Origin of the sequence: Bradyrhizobium sp. ORS 278 (genome assembly GCF_000026145.1) — a bacterium.
Lineage (GTDB): Bacteria > Pseudomonadota > Alphaproteobacteria > Rhizobiales > Xanthobacteraceae > Bradyrhizobium.
This window is the reverse complement of the sequence record NC_009445.1, coordinates 3542137-3558337: the sequence shown is the minus strand read 5'-3', so window position 1 is coordinate 3558337 and position 16201 is coordinate 3542137. Positions and strand designations below refer to the sequence as shown.

Annotated in this window: 17 protein-coding genes; 10 read left to right on the top strand and 7 right to left on the bottom strand. The window is 64.3% G+C overall.

What is annotated here, in order from left to right; genetic code table 11:
* Nucleotides 1-15: 15 nt before the first annotated feature.
* The 5 genes from BRADO_RS15735 to BRADO_RS15715 all read left to right on the top strand — a co-directional run bounded on the left by BRADO_RS15735 (nt 16) and on the right by BRADO_RS15715 (nt 4472).
* A complete protein-coding gene (locus BRADO_RS15735; RefSeq protein WP_041756568.1) occupies nt 16-519 on the top strand; it encodes a hypothetical protein in 504 nt (167 codons plus the stop codon).
* 307 nt (nt 520-826) lie between these two features.
* Nucleotides 827-2239 (top strand): TadE/TadG family type IV pilus assembly protein, encoded by a 1413-nt coding sequence (locus BRADO_RS15730; protein WP_011926310.1) that lies wholly within the window; start codon nt 827-829, stop codon nt 2237-2239.
* A gap of 9 nt (nt 2240-2248) precedes the next feature.
* Nucleotides 2249-2800 carry a TadE/TadG family type IV pilus assembly protein gene (locus BRADO_RS15725; RefSeq protein ID WP_011926309.1) on the top strand — a complete coding sequence of 184 codons (552 nt, stop codon included), beginning with the start codon at nt 2249-2251 and terminating at the stop codon, nt 2798-2800.
* A gap of 17 nt (nt 2801-2817) precedes the next feature.
* Nucleotides 2818-3474, top strand: a complete 657-nt coding sequence (locus BRADO_RS15720; RefSeq protein ID WP_011926308.1) for a TadE/TadG family type IV pilus assembly protein — start codon at nt 2818-2820, stop codon at nt 3472-3474.
* Between the two features lie 368 nt (nt 3475-3842).
* On the top strand, nt 3843-4472 hold the full coding sequence (locus BRADO_RS15715) for a sterol desaturase family protein (protein ID WP_244423045.1): 630 nt from the start codon (nt 3843-3845) through the stop codon (nt 4470-4472).
* Between the two features lie 14 nt (nt 4473-4486).
* Here BRADO_RS15715 and BRADO_RS15710 read toward each other — a convergent pair whose 3' ends face one another.
* Together BRADO_RS15710 and aspS are read right to left on the bottom strand one after the other, a co-directional pair.
* On the bottom strand, nt 4487-5200 hold the full coding sequence (locus BRADO_RS15710; protein WP_011926306.1) for a septal ring lytic transglycosylase RlpA family protein: 714 nt from the start codon (nt 5198-5200) through the stop codon (nt 4487-4489).
* A 303-nt stretch (nt 5201-5503) separates the two neighbouring features.
* A complete protein-coding gene (gene aspS, locus BRADO_RS15705; protein ID WP_011926305.1) occupies nt 5504-7276 on the bottom strand; it encodes an aspartate--tRNA ligase in 1773 nt (590 codons plus the stop codon).
* Between the two features lie 258 nt (nt 7277-7534).
* Here aspS and BRADO_RS15700 point away from each other — a divergent pair, with 258 nt between their 5' ends.
* Nucleotides 7535-9010, top strand: coding sequence for a YdiU family protein (locus BRADO_RS15700; RefSeq protein ID WP_011926304.1), 1476 nt, complete (start codon nt 7535-7537; stop codon nt 9008-9010).
* 386 nt (nt 9011-9396) lie between these two features.
* Complete coding sequence (gene rnd, locus BRADO_RS15695; protein ID WP_041756566.1) at nt 9397-10545, top strand: ribonuclease D; 1149 nt, start codon at nt 9397-9399, stop codon at nt 10543-10545.
* A 183-nt stretch (nt 10546-10728) separates the two neighbouring features.
* Here rnd and BRADO_RS35420 read toward each other — a convergent pair whose 3' ends face one another.
* On the bottom strand, nt 10729-10896 hold the full coding sequence (locus tag BRADO_RS35420) for a hypothetical protein (RefSeq protein WP_011926301.1): 168 nt from the start codon (nt 10894-10896) through the stop codon (nt 10729-10731).
* 28 nt (nt 10897-10924) lie between these two features.
* Between BRADO_RS35420 and BRADO_RS35415 the strand changes: the two genes are divergently transcribed.
* A complete protein-coding gene (locus BRADO_RS35415) occupies nt 10925-11101 on the top strand; it encodes a hypothetical protein (protein ID WP_173363503.1) in 177 nt (58 codons plus the stop codon).
* Nucleotides 11102-11119: 18 nt separating this feature from the next.
* On the opposite strand, the gene BRADO_RS15690 is transcribed toward BRADO_RS35415, so the two are convergent.
* Genes BRADO_RS15690 through BRADO_RS15680 form a run of 3 tightly spaced genes read right to left on the bottom strand, consistent with a single transcriptional unit; the run spans nt 11120 to nt 12949 of the window.
* Nucleotides 11120-11698, bottom strand: a complete 579-nt coding sequence (locus BRADO_RS15690; protein ID WP_050781006.1) for an isochorismatase family protein — start codon at nt 11696-11698, stop codon at nt 11120-11122.
* A complete protein-coding gene (locus BRADO_RS15685; RefSeq protein ID WP_011926299.1) occupies nt 11698-12321 on the bottom strand; it encodes a GNAT family N-acetyltransferase in 624 nt (207 codons plus the stop codon). The genes BRADO_RS15690 and BRADO_RS15685 overlap by 1 nt, the downstream gene beginning before the upstream one ends.
* The gene (locus BRADO_RS15680; protein ID WP_011926298.1) at nt 12308-12949 is read right to left on the bottom strand and encodes a hypothetical protein; all 642 of its coding nucleotides are present in this window, start codon (nt 12947-12949) and stop codon (nt 12308-12310) included. Before BRADO_RS15680 ends, BRADO_RS15685 begins: the two co-directional genes overlap by 14 nt.
* A gap of 55 nt (nt 12950-13004) precedes the next feature.
* Between BRADO_RS15680 and BRADO_RS15675 the strand changes: the two genes are divergently transcribed.
* Nucleotides 13005-14048, top strand: a complete 1044-nt coding sequence (locus tag BRADO_RS15675) for a LysR family transcriptional regulator (protein ID WP_011926297.1) — start codon at nt 13005-13007, stop codon at nt 14046-14048.
* Nucleotides 14049-14824: 776 nt separating this feature from the next.
* Complete coding sequence (locus BRADO_RS15670; RefSeq protein WP_011926296.1) at nt 14825-15034, top strand: cold-shock protein; 210 nt, start codon at nt 14825-14827, stop codon at nt 15032-15034.
* A 510-nt stretch (nt 15035-15544) separates the two neighbouring features.
* Here the strand turns inward: BRADO_RS15670 and purN are convergent.
* Entirely contained in the window at nt 15545-16198 is a 654-nt protein-coding gene (purN, locus tag BRADO_RS15665; RefSeq protein ID WP_011926295.1) for a phosphoribosylglycinamide formyltransferase, read from the bottom strand.
* Nucleotides 16199-16201 lie beyond the last annotated feature (3 nt).

Sequence of the window (16201 nt, the reverse complement as noted above, 5' to 3'; positions counted from 1 at the left end):
ATTGAGATCAGTCCCATGCGAAGCCGCCAAGTCAACTTCTTCCTGACGCCGAAGGACCAGGCGGAACTGCTGCACAGGCTCGATCCCGAGGGCAAGTTCGTCTATGTCGCCAGGAGGTGCCGGGATGGCGAGATGCAGATCCTCCCCTCGGCCGTGGTCCAGCAGATGGGTAAGGAACCGCTCTCGTTCTATATCGCCCGCGCAGATAATCTCGACGCGATCGTCTTCGATGAAGGCGCAGACTACAAATCAGTAGATGTGATCCGGTCTCCCGTGATCGAATTCGGCCGATGCTACATGGACGCCGAGCATATCGGCCGAGGCCGCTTCTATGTCGTGAACAGCTATTTCGATGCCCAAGGGCAGATTGCGAGGAAGGACGACAGCTTCCTGACATGGTCCGAGCGGCTGGTGTCTAAGACCAGGAGATGCCTGACAAAGGACCCGGACACGTTTTTCTATTTCGGCGCGGAGACGCTGCAGCTCAAGGCCGCGGGCTTCCGAACGCCCTATGATTAGACCGAAATGCCGCCGGACGCCGGCCGATGCATCTGCGCCGTCTGACGCATCGGGCCAATTCGATTTCATCCCGACCAAGCCAGCTGACCGCTGCAACCGCGGCTGCCTCCATCCTGAACGGTTGGATTTTACGCAAACGCGGGGGCTGCATTATCCTGATACTGTAAGCCTTGCTTAACCCGATACCCCTTATCGTGGAAACTACGGGAAACAATCGGAAACGAGCAGATACCTCCTGTCGTCTGACGGTCGAGGCTGTCGCTCGGAAAGCCGAGACGGCTGGCTGGTCAAACGAGAGTGAGGGGTCATGCTGCACGGCCTGGTGCTTCGCTTCGCACGGGATCGCTGCGCCAACGTCGCGGTCATCTTCGCGCTGATGATGGTGCCCACCATTTATCTCCTGGGCATGGCGCTCGACTACACGCAGGCTCTGCGCAAGCAGGGACAGCTCGACGCTGCCGCCGATGCTGCGGCGATTGCCGCGGTCAGGCCGGCGATGCTGAGCGTGACCGACACCAGCGTCGTCAAGAACACGGCGGCTGCCGTGTTCGCAACCAAGGCGGCGATGAACGGCCTGACCGCCGTGCCGACACCGGACATCACGGTCACGGATTCCGGGCTTCAACGCACGATCCAGGTCTCCTACGTCGCGCGATCCATCAACAATTTCCCCTCCGTGCTCGGCAGTCCGTCCTGGCAGGTCAAGGGCTCGGCGACGGCGCAGGCCTCAAGTGCGCCGAACATGAACTTCTATCTGCTGCTCGACGACTCCCCGTCGATGGCGATCGCGGCGACGCAGACCGATATCGACAATCTGATCGCAGCAACGAGCAAGCAGCCGGGCGGATCGAAGAATTGCGGCTTCGCCTGCCACGAGGTGCACCCCAATCTCGACAGCGGCGCGAGCTCGTCGACGGTCGATAATCTCAGCATCGCGCGCAGCAAGAGTATCACGCTGCGAATTGATCTCGTTGTGAATGCGGTCAAGCAGCTTCTCGTCGGCCCTTACACCTGCCCGCAGGCCGGCATCAGCGGCGGCGTCATGCAGTGCATGTCGGCGATCAACAACACCACCTACAAGGCGGCGATCTACACCTTCGACTACAATCTGAACACGATCCAGACCCTGACCTCACCGAGCAGCGCGGGCACCAAGATCTCGAACATCCAGCTGCTCACGGTCGATCACCAGAACTGTGTCACGACCGCGATCTGCAACACCGACTTCGGCACCGACATCTCCGGCGCGCTCGGCGGCGTCAACGCCATCATGCCCGATCCCGGCACCGGCACGAACCAGAGCGGCGACACGCCGCAGGAAGTGGTCTTCCTGGTCACCGACGGCGTCGAGGACAAGCTGATTGCGAGCAGCAGCGGCTGCGACCCCAAGGCGACCTATCCGCTGCCCGCGGCCGGCTCGCAGGTGCGCTGCCAGCAACCGCTCAACACGGCGGTCTGCGACACCATCAAGAAGCGCAACATCCGCATCGCGATCCTCTACACCGAATATCTGCAGCTGACGACGGACAACTGGTACAACAGCCGCATCGCCCAGTTCAACAGTCCGTCCTCGCTGAGCGGCACGATCGCGCAACGGCTGCAGGCCTGCGCCTCCTCGCCCGACTTTTTCGCGACCGTGCAGACTGGCGGCGACATCTCGGACGCGCTCACCAAACTGTTCCTCAGGGTCGCGTCGAGCACGGCGAAGCTGGTGCAGTAAGGGCCATCCATGGACAAGCGCGCACCGTCACCGACTGCCCGTGGCAGGTTCTGCCGCGATTTCCTGGGGGACCGCAGGGGCGCGACGGCCGTCGAGTTCGGCCTGGTCGCCGCACCGTTCCTTGCCCTCGTGATCGCGCTGATCCAGACCTTCCTCGTGTTCTTCGCCCAGCAGCTGCTCGAATCGGTCGCGCAGCAATCGGCGCGCGCCGTGATGACCGGTCAGGTGCGAGCCAGCTCCATGACCGCGGATGCCTTCAAGCAAAATGTGGTCTGCCAGAAGATCCGCATCTTCTTCGATTGCAACGGCATGATGATCGACATGCAGGTGGTCAGCAGCTGGTCTGCCGCCAGTGTGTCGCCGCCGACGCTGACGTTCAACAGCAGCGGCGGCGTCTCCAATACCTGGCAGTACACCCCCGGGACCAATGGCGACATCGTGGTGCTTCGGATCATGTACATCTGGCCGGTCATGCTCGGCCCACTCGGGTTCAATCTATCCAACCTGTCGAACGGCAACCGGCTCATCATGTCGACGGCCGCGTTTCAGAACGAACCCTAGCCGCAAAGGATATCAACATGCCTGCCGGCCTGTCATCACGCGCGCGCAGCTTCCTGGCCGACATCGAGGCCGTTGCCGCGACAGAGTTCGCGATCGTGCTGCCGTTCCTGCTGATGCTGCTGCTCGGCGGCGTCGAGCTCGGCAATGGAATGGCGATCGGCGTCAAGGTCAGCGCGGCGTCGCACACGGTTGCCGATCTCGTCGCGCAGAACATCCAGATCTCTGCCTCGAAGATGCAGGACATCCTGCAGGCCTCGAACGCGATCATTGCGCCCTATCCGATGAAGGACGTCTCGGGCAATTCGCTGGTGACCGTCACGGTCTCCGAAGTCTCGACCGACGACAGCGGCAATGCTACGGTGCGATGGAGCCAGTCGACCAGCACGACCGGAGCGCGAGCTATCGGCCAGACGATGAAGCTGTCGGCCTTCACCACGACGACGCCGACCAATGCCAACATCTCGCTGATCCTCGGCGAGGTGTCCTACGCCTACAAGCCCAATCTCGGCTCCGGCGTCACCGGTCCGGTCACCATCTCCGACAGCTATTACCTGTTTCCGCGCTGCGCGACCAACGGTCCGTCGTCGTCGAGCACCGGCCCCTATTACGACGTCAAGCTGACGTCGACGACGACCTGCACCTGTGTCCAGCACGTGCAACAGAAGACCTGTTGATTTGGTGCAGCGACGTCGGGGAGCGTACGGTTCCCAGCCTGCCCCACATGCCCGACGTGATTCAGAATCACTCGAAAGTGACCGAGTGATCAAGACCGCCGTCGATGATGTTACGGCCGCCTGAGCGCCGCATGCGCTCTGGCGCCATTCTCGTCACGCGCATGCGCTAGGCCATTGTGCGGACTGGGCGGAGCGCTTCTTGTCGCGCGCCGCGCGAGCTAGGTTAATCTGCAACCACCCATCGCAGCCGTGGCCGCGCGAAGGCCATCGGCGTTCTCGAGCCCCGTACATTCACGTGGGCGACTTATGTCTGCGCTATCTCAGCTCCGTGACACGCTCCGCGACGGCGGCTGATTCGGCGCTTGCCGATGGCGCGGCTGGCCTTCGTCGGGGAGCGCATCGCCATCCAACCTCTCCTGTTTGCGTGCGGGCCCGACGTGATTCACAACAAGATCAGCTACTACGCCGAACTGTTCATCTATCCGATCGTCATCGTCGCGCTGCTGCTGCTCGATCTCGCGCGCCACGGCTTCGCCGCGCATCCGCGCTGGCTGCTGGCGGCCGCCGGCGGCGCGATGCTGTGGACGCTGGCCGAATATCTCGTGCACCGCTTCCTGTATCATGAGGTCGCCGTCCTGAAGCAGCTCCACGGCCTGCATCATGACCGGCCGAGCGATCTCATCGGCTCACCGGTCTGGGTGAGCGTCGTCATCTTCGCGAGCTTCTTCGCGCTGGTGGCGCAGGTGGTGGACCTGCAGATAGCGAGTGGCATGACCGCCGGCCTGCTGGCGGGCTATCTGTTGTATCTTCTGGTCCACGATGCGGTGCATCGCTGGCCTCTGGCGGGGCCGTTGCCGCTGCATGCCTGGCTGCGCGGCTGCCGGCTGCGTCATATCCGCCATCATCGCGACCCCCATCCCGGCAATTTCGGCGTCGTCACCGCGTTCTGGGACGAGGTGTTTGGAACCGCGCTGGCAAGGCCGACGCGCAACGCCTGAGCGGCGAGGCCTGGTCACCGGCTGATCGGCATGCCGCCCTCTCTCACCCACAACAGCGTGAGGCGGGTCGGCGCCGCGCGCGGCAACGGCCTGGCATTGCCGGGCGCAACCTGTTGCGGCGGCGGATTGCGGACCTTCGGTTTCGGCCAGCGCAGCACGTCGAGGCGGACATTGGCGAGGCCCGTCTCCACCATGCCGAGCTTGGCGGCTGCGGCGTAGGACAGGTCGACAATGCGGCCATCGATATAGGGGCCGCGGTCGTTGATGCGCACCGTCACCGACTGGCCGGTGTCGAGCCGCGTCACGCGCAGCCGCGTGCCGAACGGCAGGCTGCGATGCGCGGCAGTCATCGCAAAGGCGTCGAACACTTCGCCATTCGCGGTCGGCTGTGGCGCCGTGTAGTAGCTGGCGATGCCGCGGGGCAGGTAATGCGGCCTGCGCGGCTTGGGCGCTGGTGCGGCCGGCGCCGTGGTCAGCGCCGGAGGGCTTTCCTGAGATGACGTCTGCGGCGGCGCGGCCGGTGTGAGCGCGGCCTGATGGCCCGGCGCGGCAACTGGCTGCGCGGTCAGGGGCGAGCGGGCACACGCGGCGAGCGACGCAGCCGCGAGCGCCGCGATCATCCAGCCAACGCGCGCGGCGCTTGCCGTCCGCCATCTGCGTAGCCGGGACGAGACCAGGACGGTCTCGTTGTCGTCGGCCGGCGCACGTTCACGGCGGTTCGACGCCATGTCCCTCCTCCCGCATCCCAGCAGGAGAATTCGACCGAGCAAAGCAGACGTTCTGAGGACAGAACCGTGACGACAGCGGACCTACATGGTGGAGTCACCGAGAGAACAGATCGTCCGTCGCCCTGGCGCCGTGCCCACCGTCTCGCTGCGAAAGACGCCGATGGACGGTGGGCACGCTGCCGCCTGCGGCGGCCGCTTTGCCCACCCTACGTCAGAAGCGAAAGCGACATCCGAAGTCTCATGAGCTGCGCGTGCGAACCCGGATGTCGCTGTCGTTCATCCGGGCTACACGCCTCCACTGAACTACTTGTTCGGCAGGTTGGGCTTGATGTGCAGCTCGCGCAGCTGCTTCGTCGTGGCTTCCGATGGCGCGCCCATCAGCAGATCCATCGCCTGCTGGTTCATCGGGAACAGCGAGATCTCGCGCAGATTGGTGGTGCCACACAGCAGCATCACGATGCGGTCGACGCCGGCGGCCATGCCGCCATGCGGCGGGGCGCCGTACTGGAAGGCGCGGTACATGCCGCCGAAGCGGTCGACCACCTCCTGCTCGCCATAGCCCGCGATCTCGAACGCCTTCACCATCGCTTCCGGCTTGTGGTTGCGGATGCCGCCGGAGGCGATCTCGTAGCCGTTGCAGGCGATGTCGTATTGGAACGCCTTGATGGTCAGCGGATCCTTGGTGGTGAGCGCTTCGAGGCCACCCTGCGGCATCGAGAACGGGTTGTGCGAGAAGTCGACCTTCTTGTCGTCCTCGTTGTACTCGTACATCGGGAAGTCGACGATCCAGGCCAGCGCGAAGCGGTCCTTGTCGATCAGGTTCAGCTCCTCGCCGACCTTGGTGCGGGCGAGGCCTGCGAACTTCCAGAACTTGTCGGGATCGCCGGCGACGAAGAAGGCGGCATCGCCCTCCTTGGTGCCGAGCTGGCTGCGGATCGCGGCGGTCCGCTCCGGGCCGATGTTGTTCGCAAGCGGGCCAGCGCCCTCGCCGCCCTCGCGCCACATGATGTACCCGAGGCCAGGCTGGCCCTCGCCCTGCGCCCACGAGTTCATGCGGTCGCAGAACGCGCGGCTGCCGCCACCCGGTGCCGGGATCGCCCAGACCTGGTTCTTCGGGTCCTCGAGCATGCGCGCGAACACCTTGAAGCCGGAGCCGCGGAAGTGCTCGGAGACGTCCTGCATCTCCAACGGATTGCGCAGGTCGGGCTTGTCGGTGCCGTATTTGCGCAGCGCTTCCGCGAACGGAATGCGCGGCCAGCCCTTGGTGACCGGCTTACCCTTGGCAAAATCTTCGAACACGCCGGTGATCACAGGCTCCATCGCCGCGAACACGTCCTCCTGCTCGACGAAGCTCATCTCGACGTCGAGCTGATAGAACTCACCGGGCAGACGGTCGGCACGCGGATCCTCGTCGCGGAAGCACGGCGCGATCTGGAAGTAGCGGTCGAAGCCGCTCATCATGAGCAGCTGCTTGTACTGCTGCGGCGCCTGCGGCAGCGCGTAGAACTTGCCGGGATGGATGCGCGACGGCACCAGGAAGTCGCGCGCGCCCTCCGGCGACGACGCAGTCAGGATCGGCGTCTGGAATTCGAAGAAGCCCTGCTCCTTCATCCGCCGGCGCATCGAATCGATGATCGCGCCGCGGGTCATGATGTTCTGGTGCAGCCTGTCACGGCGCAGGTCGAGGAAGCGGTACTTCAGCCGGATGTCCTCGGGGTAGTCCTGCTCGCCGAACACCGGCAGCGGCAGCTCGGCCGCGGGGCCCAGCACCTCGATGTCGGCGACGTAGAGCTCGACCTGCCCGGTCGGCAGCTCCGGGTTCTCGGTGCCCTCGGGACGGTGGCGGACCTTGCCCTCCATGCGCACGACCCACTCCGAGCGCAGCTTTTCGGCCAGCCCGAACGCTTTGGAGTCAGGGTCGACGACGCACTGGGTGATGCCGTAATGGTCGCGCAGGTCGACGAACAGCACGCCGCCATGGTCGCGGATGCGATGGCACCAGCCGGACAGCCGGACCGTCTCTCCGATGTTGCTGTCGCGGAGCGCGCCGCAGGTATGGGTCCGGTAGCGATGCATGGTCGTCCTGAATGGTCGGCGTTAAGGAAAAGGGAATCGGCGCAAGCCTCTGGGGCGCGTTGCCGAATGCGGGCAGGGTTTAACCGAGCCGCCCCGGCGCGGCAACCGCAGGAACGGGCCTTTTCCGCCTCATTGCCCGAACGGCTGCCGCGGCCGTTGCAACCGCCGCGTAGCCGCCGAATTGAGCTGGCGCCGAAACGCTCATCTGGCGGTCGTTTGGGCTCGAAAAGCGGCGGTCTCGCGCTTATCTTGGGAGGCATGACCGTGCATTTCCCCTTCCAGAACTCCTACGTCGCGCTGCCGGACAATTTCTTCGCCCGGGTGGCCCCCACTCCCGTCGCCGCGCCGCGCCTAATCAAGCTGAACCGGCCGCTGGCCGAGGAGCTCGGGTTGAACCCGGCCGAGCTGGAGACGCCCGAAGGCGCCGAGATCCTGGCCGGCAAGACCGTGCCGGAGGGCGCCGAGCCGATCGCGATGGCTTATGCCGGCCACCAGTTCGGGCATTTCGTCCCGCAGCTCGGCGACGGAAGGGCGGTGCTGCTCGGCGAGGTGGTCGACCGCAACGGCGTCCGCCGCGACATCCAGCTCAAGGGCTCCGGCCCGACCCCGTTCTCGCGCCGCGGCGACGGCCGGGCGGCGCTCGGGCCGGTGCTGCGCGAATACATCGTCAGCGAGGCCATGGCCGCGCTGGGCATCCCGACCACCCGGTCGCTGGCCGCCGTCGTAACCGGCGAGCAGGTCTATCGCGGGACGGCGCTCCCCGGCGCAGTGCTGACCCGCGTCGCGACCAGCCACATCCGGGTCGGCACGTTCCAGTATTTCGCCGCCCGCCAGGACGTCGAGGCCGTGCGCCGGCTCGCCGACCACGTGATCGGCCGGCACTATCCGGATCTCGCCGGCACGGAGCGGCCGTATCATGCCCTGCTGGCTGCCGTGATCAGCCGCCAGGCGAAGCTGATTGCCGACTGGCTCCTGGTCGGCTTCATTCATGGCGTCATGAACACTGACAACACGTCGGTGTCAGGCGAGACCATCGATTACGGCCCCTGCGCGTTCATGGACGCTTATGACCCCAAGCAGGTGTTCTCCTCGATCGACGAGTTCGGCCGCTACGCCTTCGCCAACCAGCCGCGCATCGCGATGTGGAACTTGACCCGGCTGGCCGAATGCCTGCTGCCGCTGTTCGGCGACGACAAGGACCAGGCGATCAAGGAAGCGGAGACTGCGCTCGACGGCTTCGCGGCCCAGTTCACGGAAGCCCACCAGGCGGGCCTGCGCCGCAAGCTCGGCCTGTTCACGCAACGCGACGGCGACCAGCCGCTGGCGCAAGCGCTGTTCGATGCGATGGCGCTGGCCAAGGCGGACTTCACCCTGACATTCCGCAGGCTCAGCGATGCCGCCGGCAGTGGCGATCTCAGCGTGGTCCGGGCGCTGTTCGAGGATCCCACGGGGTTCGACGAATGGGCCGCCCGCTGGCAGCAGCGCCTCGCCGTGGAACCGCAGACGCCCGCCGAGCGGCGCGCGGCGATGCGCAAGGTCAATCCGGCCTTCATCCCGCGCAACCACCGCATCGAGGCGGTGATCACGGCGGCAGTCGAGAACGATGACTATGCGCCCTTTGAGGAACTCCATGCCGTGCTGGCGAAGCCCTACGACGATCAGCCGGACCGGGCCGATTATGCCGAGCCGCCGCAGCCCGAGGAGCGCGTGCTGCAGACCTTCTGTGGCACCTGACACGTTCTTAACTTCGCGTCCACCATCCCTGGCAGCGCGCCGGGGTCCTTAAGAAACGATCAACGCCGCCCCGACAAGTTGAAGCAACACGTCGGGGAGGTTGCGAACATGGACGCGCTGGTGTTCGAATTCATGGGTCTGGCGATGATCGCGCTCTGCCTGATCGTGCTGGCCGTGCCGTCGGGGCGGCGCCCTTCGGGCCGCGTCCGGCATCACTGAGAGGCCCGATCGTCAACCATAGAGCGATCGGCTGACACCGGGGCGCTTGCGTTCCGGCCGGTTTGGGCCGACAAGCGGGGACGAATTTCGTCTCGTACCCTTTGCCGACACCCTTGACTTGTCAGCGTTTTCGGACGACGGCGTAAGTGCCTCGTCATGGATCGTTCATGGACTTGATCACCACCACCGCGGACCTCGCAGCCGCCTGCGCCCGCCTCGCCCAACACCCGGTCATCACCGTCGATACCGAGTTCCTGCGGGAGACCACCTACTACCCCCTGCTCTGCGTCGTGCAGATGGCGAGCCAGGACGAGGCCGTGGTGATCGACGCGCTCGCCGAGGGCATCGATCTCAAGGCGTTCTTCGAGCTGATGGCCAATGAGAAGGTCCTCAAGGTCTTCCACGCCGCCCGCCAGGATATCGAGATCATCTGGCACCGCGCCGGCATCGTGCCGCACCCGATCTTCGACACCCAGGTCGCCGCAATGGTGCTGGGATACGGCGACAGCATCGCCTACGATCAGTTGGTCGAACGCATTACCGGTCACCGCCCGGACAAGACCCACCGCTTCACCGACTGGTCGCGCCGGCCGCTCACCAAGGAGCAGGCGCATTACGCCGAGGCCGACGTCACCCATCTGCGCGACGTGTTCGCCGCGCTCGATACGGATCTCAAGAAGCGCGGCCGTAGCGACTGGGTCAGCGAGGAGATGGAGATCCTGACCTCGCCGAAGACCTACGACTTCCATCCCGAGCGCGCCTGGGAACGGCTGAAGACCCGCGTCCGCAAGCCGAAGGAATTAGCTGTCCTGATCGAGGTCGCCGCCTGGCGCGAGCAGGAGGCGCAGAGCCGCGACGTGCCGCGCAGCCGTGTCATGAAGGACGACGCCGTCGGCGATATCGCCACGCACGCTCCGACGACGATCGAGAAGCTCGGCAATCTGCGTTCGCTGCCCAAAGGCTTCGAGCGCTCGAAATGGGGCTCCGACATCGTCGCCGCCGTGCAGCGCGGGCTCGCCCGCGACCTCGCTGGTCTGCCCAAGCTGGAGAAGCCGCGCAACAATTCCAACGGGGCCGCGATCGTCGAGCTGCTGAAAGTCCTGCTACGCATGACCTCCGAGCGTCACGCCGTCGCCAGCAAGGTGATCGCCACCGTCGATGATCTCGAGCAGATCGCGGCCGACGACCAGGCCGACGTCGCGGCGCTGCAGGGCTGGCGCCGCGAGCTGTTCGGCGAGGCTGCGCTGGCGCTGAAGCATGGCAAGCTCGCGCTCGCCATCGACAAGGGCCGCGTCGTCAGGGTCGACCGGCCCTGAGCGGGCGACCACGGCAATTATTTACCGTTGATATCCTCACTGCTGCGGCTTGTTTCTTGCGGCGGGAAGATTCCATCGCCGGCAACTACTCGCATGCCGTGCACGGCGAATGAGTAGCACGTCCTGCTAGGATTGACCCAGTTGAATGCGCGTGGCGTGCAGAGCCGCCATGCTGCCCGAATCTCATTCGGAATCGGCCTGTCCCCTCAACTCTGCCTCGATTGTCTGGGACACCTCCACAAGTGCCAATGAGAGAATGTAAGCGCTGGTCGGCAGGTCGAGCTGGCGCGCCTTCGCAATGGCCGCCTGGAGGCTGCTCGCCAGCTCTTTGAGCTCATCCTCTCGGGTCATGTCGTGGTCTCGTTCCTGGAGCTGCAGCGTGAGCAAAGACGATTGCGAACCGCCAGAACAGAAGCTGCTGCGGCTGCTGAGCGAAAATCCTGTTGATTTGCACGTCGTGGAGGCGCTGCGCCTTGTCGTTGCGTTCAACAAGATCACCGATCCGTCAGACCGGCGCCTCGTGATCGAGCTGGCCGAACGACTGGCCGGGCGATGACCCAGGCCGCTGCACCGCTCAGACGGCCAGCCGCCCGCTCGCGCCAATCAGCTCGGCACTGTCGAGCACGCCGGCGAAATTGCCGATCACCCGAGTGACCACTTGCTTGTAGGCGGCGGCATCGCCGGCGCAGGCCTTGCGGCAGGCGACCGCATCACCGATCACCTGATAGCGATGGCTGCGATGGAAACCGTCGACGACCGTGGACAGGATCGTCTCATCGAGCGAGAAGCCGAGCACGACGCAGCGGATGCTGCGCATGTTCGACATGTAGTCGGCAAAGCGCGCCGAGCTGTAGGCCGACGGCAATGGGTGATCGAACGCAATCTCACTCGGCCTCGGCTTGAAGTCGTCGATCCAGTTCGTCAAGTTGGAGGCCGGGTTGAACCACGCCGCCTGGGCGATCCGCTTGAGGTGGACGACGGGCCATAGATTGTCGCGCCACAGCGCGATCAGTTGTCGGCAGCGCGCCATGATGACGTCCCCGTCGGCGATCAGATGCTTGCGTCCCTCGGCGAGATATTCGCACTGCAGGTCTGCACACATCAGGACCGGCGGATCCATCTCGCTGCCGCCGAACAGATCGCGGTTCGACATCACGATCTCGCTGCGGCGAAGTCACGCAGCGGCGAGGACGCCGGCCGGCCAGCCGAGAGATCCAGAACGCCGGGCCGATCCCAATCACCTTCGGGCCGGATGATCAGGTAGGGATCGCTGTCGAGCGTGATCGCGTCGTCGCACGGTTCGAGATCCAGCACCATCTCCGTGTAGGAGAAGTCGGAGAAGGTCAGCTTGCGATTATGACCGAGCGGCTTGGCGCCGAAATGCGCCCAGAAGTCGACAAGACGATCCTGCGCATGTCCATAAGCCTTCTTGAAACCCTTGCGCCGGCAATAATCGAGCGCCTCACGCACCAGCTTGAAGGACAGCCGCGACCGCCGATACTGATGACGGACCGCGAGCCGCTCGACCTTGGCGAACTCGCCGAAGAAGCGTACACGCACGCATCCGGCCGGCTCTTTGCCGACGAAGCCGAGAAAGTGCGCCGCGACGAGATCGTTGCCGTCGAACTCTTCCTCCATCGGACAATCCTGCTCCGTCAGATAGACCGCCGAGCGGATGGCCGTCACGAGCATCAGATCGTTCGGATCACGCGCGATGCGGACCGAGATCGCGCGTGAATTCGATTTCGTCATCTTGACCGAACTAATGCCGTGCATCTGCTACACTCCCTGCTACTAAACCTGTCGTTGACTGAATTGAGGGCGCGAGGATCCGAGGCAGCCGGTTCCAGGGCCGCTGATACCACCAGAGATCCGGCTGAAAGCTCGCGAGCGGCTTGAAGCCGAGCGCACCCAGAAACGCGCGCCCCTCGGAGCTTGATGGCTGCGCATAGTAGTCGGCTGCCCGGTATCTAGGTCCGCGCAGCACCTCCGCGACATTGCCGAGACCGATCGCTCCACGCCCTTGGGCCACCAGCGCCCAGACGTAGATCGCCGCCACATCCTCATCAGGCCGGGCCAGAAACTTGCGCGGCGGATGATTCAAATTGAAATCATCCAGCAGCAGCGCGTCGAGACCGGCTGAGTTCAAATAGAGGAACGCGATGCCGCCCAGCAGCCGACGGCCTCTGCAGAGCACGAAAATCGAGTCGGGATCGTGCCGCAAGAACTCGGCAAGCTCACATTCAGAGGCGCGAACGCCCGGGATCTCGCGCCGCGCCAGCGCCGCGAGCTCGCCGAGCAGTTCGGAGGTGACGGCTTGCGCCGTGATCAGATGAGTCAACGGCAATGCGTCGAGCTGATGTCGCTCTGAAAAATCAGTGCTTCCTCGCTGCTGTTTCTGCATCTATGTTTCCAGCTTGGCTTTGATGACGTCATCCTACTAGTCGGGGCTTGAGTGTATGCGGCAACATTTGCATCGGGGTGCTGCATCTACGCAGCGCGGAAAATCTGACGAAACGCTTAATGCCTCATGGGAAGATTTAAGAGCATTTCTCCTTTGTACGCGGCACCAGAGTTTCAGGAACGCAGCGGAGGTTCTCGGCCTGACGGGTACGACATTGATGCGCAAGATCGACCGGCTCGAATACGAGCTCGGATGCAAACTCTTCATCCGCGATCAAACCGGACTATCGCTCAGCGATGAGGGGCGTGCTCTGCTGTTCGACGTCGAGCAGATGGAACGGCTCAGCTTCAACATTTTCCGGCGCGCCGCGCTCTCGACCGATACGCGCGGATCGGTGCGCGTGGCCGTGACCGAAGGCCCCGGCAATTTCTGGATCCTGCCGCGACTGATCGACTTCCAGCGCACCTATCGCAAGATCACGGTCGATCTCAGCTGCGCGATGCAGCAGGCCGACGTTTCGCGGCTCGAGGCCGATATCTCGATTCAGTTCGAACGGCCGACCAACCCGGACGTCATCGTCAGCAAGCTCGGCCGGCTGCACATCTACGGCTTCGTCTCCGAGGCCTATCGCGATGCTCATGGACTGCCGTCATCGCTGGCCGATCTCAGGAACCATCGTATCATCAAGCAGCACGGCGTGCAGCTCGACGAGACGGGATATGCGCGCATTCTCGGCCTCGACTCGCTCGAAGGAATCGTCGGCATCTCCACCAATTCCAGCGTGGCCGTACTCTACGCCGTCGAACGCAGCGCCGGCATCGGCTTCCTTCCGACCTCGGTGGTCGCGCTGGGAGCGCCGCTCGTTCCCGTCGATCTCGGCGTCAACTACCACATGGATCTGTGGCTGACCTATCACAAGGAGTTTCGTAACTCCGACAGGCACAAGGTGGTGATCGAGTGGCTGAAGCACATTTTCGATGCGAGGATTCATGCCTGCTTCCGCGACGAGTTCATCCATCCGCTGGACCTGGTGCCGCTCATGGGCAGTTCACAAGACGTCGTCGGCTTCAGCGGCTATGTCGCCCCAAAGCCGGTCTGATCAGCTATCATATGAGCTAGACGCTCGGGGTTCCCTGATCCGGCAGCAGCCACGGCTGACTGTCGTAGTTCGAGCTGAGCCGGGCGGTCTCCTGCGGTATCGCGGCTGCTCGGCACTTCCGGGCTCCGCCACCGCCGGAATTGCTGCGCGGGTGACGACTGCCGCCGGCGGTTGCCTCGCGGCCCAGCCGGCCGACCCGGCCGAGCATCGTCAGGCCTAACGCCGCTACCCGATCCCGTTCCGGGTGCGATCCGTCCGATCTCCTTGCCGGCCGCTCCCTGCCCGATCTGGGATCCCAGTTTCTGCAGCGCCGGCTGAGGGGGTGAAGGCCATACCGAGGGAGAGCAGCAGGATGGCGGCCAGTGCACTGGGGCGTGGTCGCGCGCCCAGCACCGCCCGAGTTGCCCCACGCATCGATGCCCGTCCGCGTCATTCAAATGCGCTTAAAAATGCTGCGACGATTTGCCCGGAGTTCCCGATGCCGATCCATCGGTATCACGCATCCGCGGGTTGCTCCACGTCTTGTGGTTCCGCCGCCAAGGGCTTCGCAGCCGCAGCAAGCATACATGTCCGCGACGCCGCGACGCGTTCTCATCAGTCCGTCAAACTTGATATCGCCGGAAAATCGTGTTGCAATCTCGCCCACAATCGGATTGGCCGTTCGACTGTGCGTTTCGTAGCTACGGAAATTGAGCAGATCCCGGGAAGCCCGTTTGTGGCGTGGCACGCGATGAGCGTGGCCGCGTCTTTTTTTTCGTCTAGACGAGGAGACAGCGATGCCGACCTACAAAGGCAGCGTGAAATGGTTCAACCCGACCAAGGGCTATGGCTTCATCAAACCGACCGGCGGAGACAAGGACGTCTTCGTCCATATCTCGGCCGTCGAGCGTGCCGGACTGACCACGCTCAACGAGAACCAGGCGATCGAATATGATCTGGTCGAGAGCCGCGGCAAGACCTCGGCTGAGAATCTCAAGCTCTCTTGAGGCGCCGACGGCCGCCGCGCGATCGCGCGCAAGCCGGTCTCGACTAACGAAATCCGCGCAATACGAATTCCGCGCGGATGATCCGACTTCGCCAGCCTTTGATGCGCCCCCGGCCCCGCCGGGGATTTTTTTGCCTCGCCGCTTGGCACGATGATGCGTCGATGCACGCTTCCAATGAGAAATCTCGGGAGCCTTGTCAGAGCTGCACGACCAACTTTACGGTGAGAGACCCCTCACCCAAGCGAGCTGCGGATCTGCCGCCGATGCCCTCTCCCACAAGGGGAGAGGGCGGTGTATTGCGCAGCCTTGGCGCGGCCCCAGCCGTATCCGCTCGAACACATGAGACATAATGTTGGGGAAATAAGGCTGTTAGTTACTGTGCCCTCTCCCCTTGTGGGAGAGGGCTACACCGGCGGCAGCGTCATACTCGCTTGGGTGAGGGGTTCTCTCCGTAGAGCGTACTGTCTCCGCAGAGAAACTCCGTCACCGCGCCACGGACCCGCAATCGAACTACGAGACCATCGGCCAGATCAACACCTGATCCGCCTGCTCCGTCGCCGACGTGCGGCACAGATCGCCTTCGAGGCGCACGAGATCTCTCGCCAGCAGCTTCAGCGCTTCCGGATAGATGCGATGCTCGACGCCGAGGATGCGCTCCGACAGCGTGTCGGGCGTGTCGTCGTCACGCACCACCACGGCGCCCTGCATCACGATCGGGCCGGCATCGGTCTCCGGAATCACGAAATGGACTGTCGCGCCGGAGAGCTTCACGCCGGCGCGCAGCGCCTGGCCGTGCGGATCGAGGCCGGGGAACGATGGGAGCAGCGAGGGATGGATGTTCAGCATCCGGCCGTACCAGCGCTGCACGAAGTCGGCGGTGAACAGCCGCATGAAGCCGGCGAGACAGATCAGCTCGACGCCGCGCGCATCGAGCGCGGCCTGCAGCTTGGCCTCAAAACCGGCGCGGTCCTTGCCGAACGGTTTGCTCTCGATCACCTGGACGGCGATGCCGCTCTCCGCAGCCTTCTGCAGGCCCGCGGCATCGGCACGGTTGGAGATCACCACCGCGATCTCGGCCGGGAAATCCGGCGCGGCCGCCGCGCGGATGAGTGCGGCCATGTTGGACCCGCGGCCGGAAATCAGGATCGCGACGCGGCGCTTCATCGG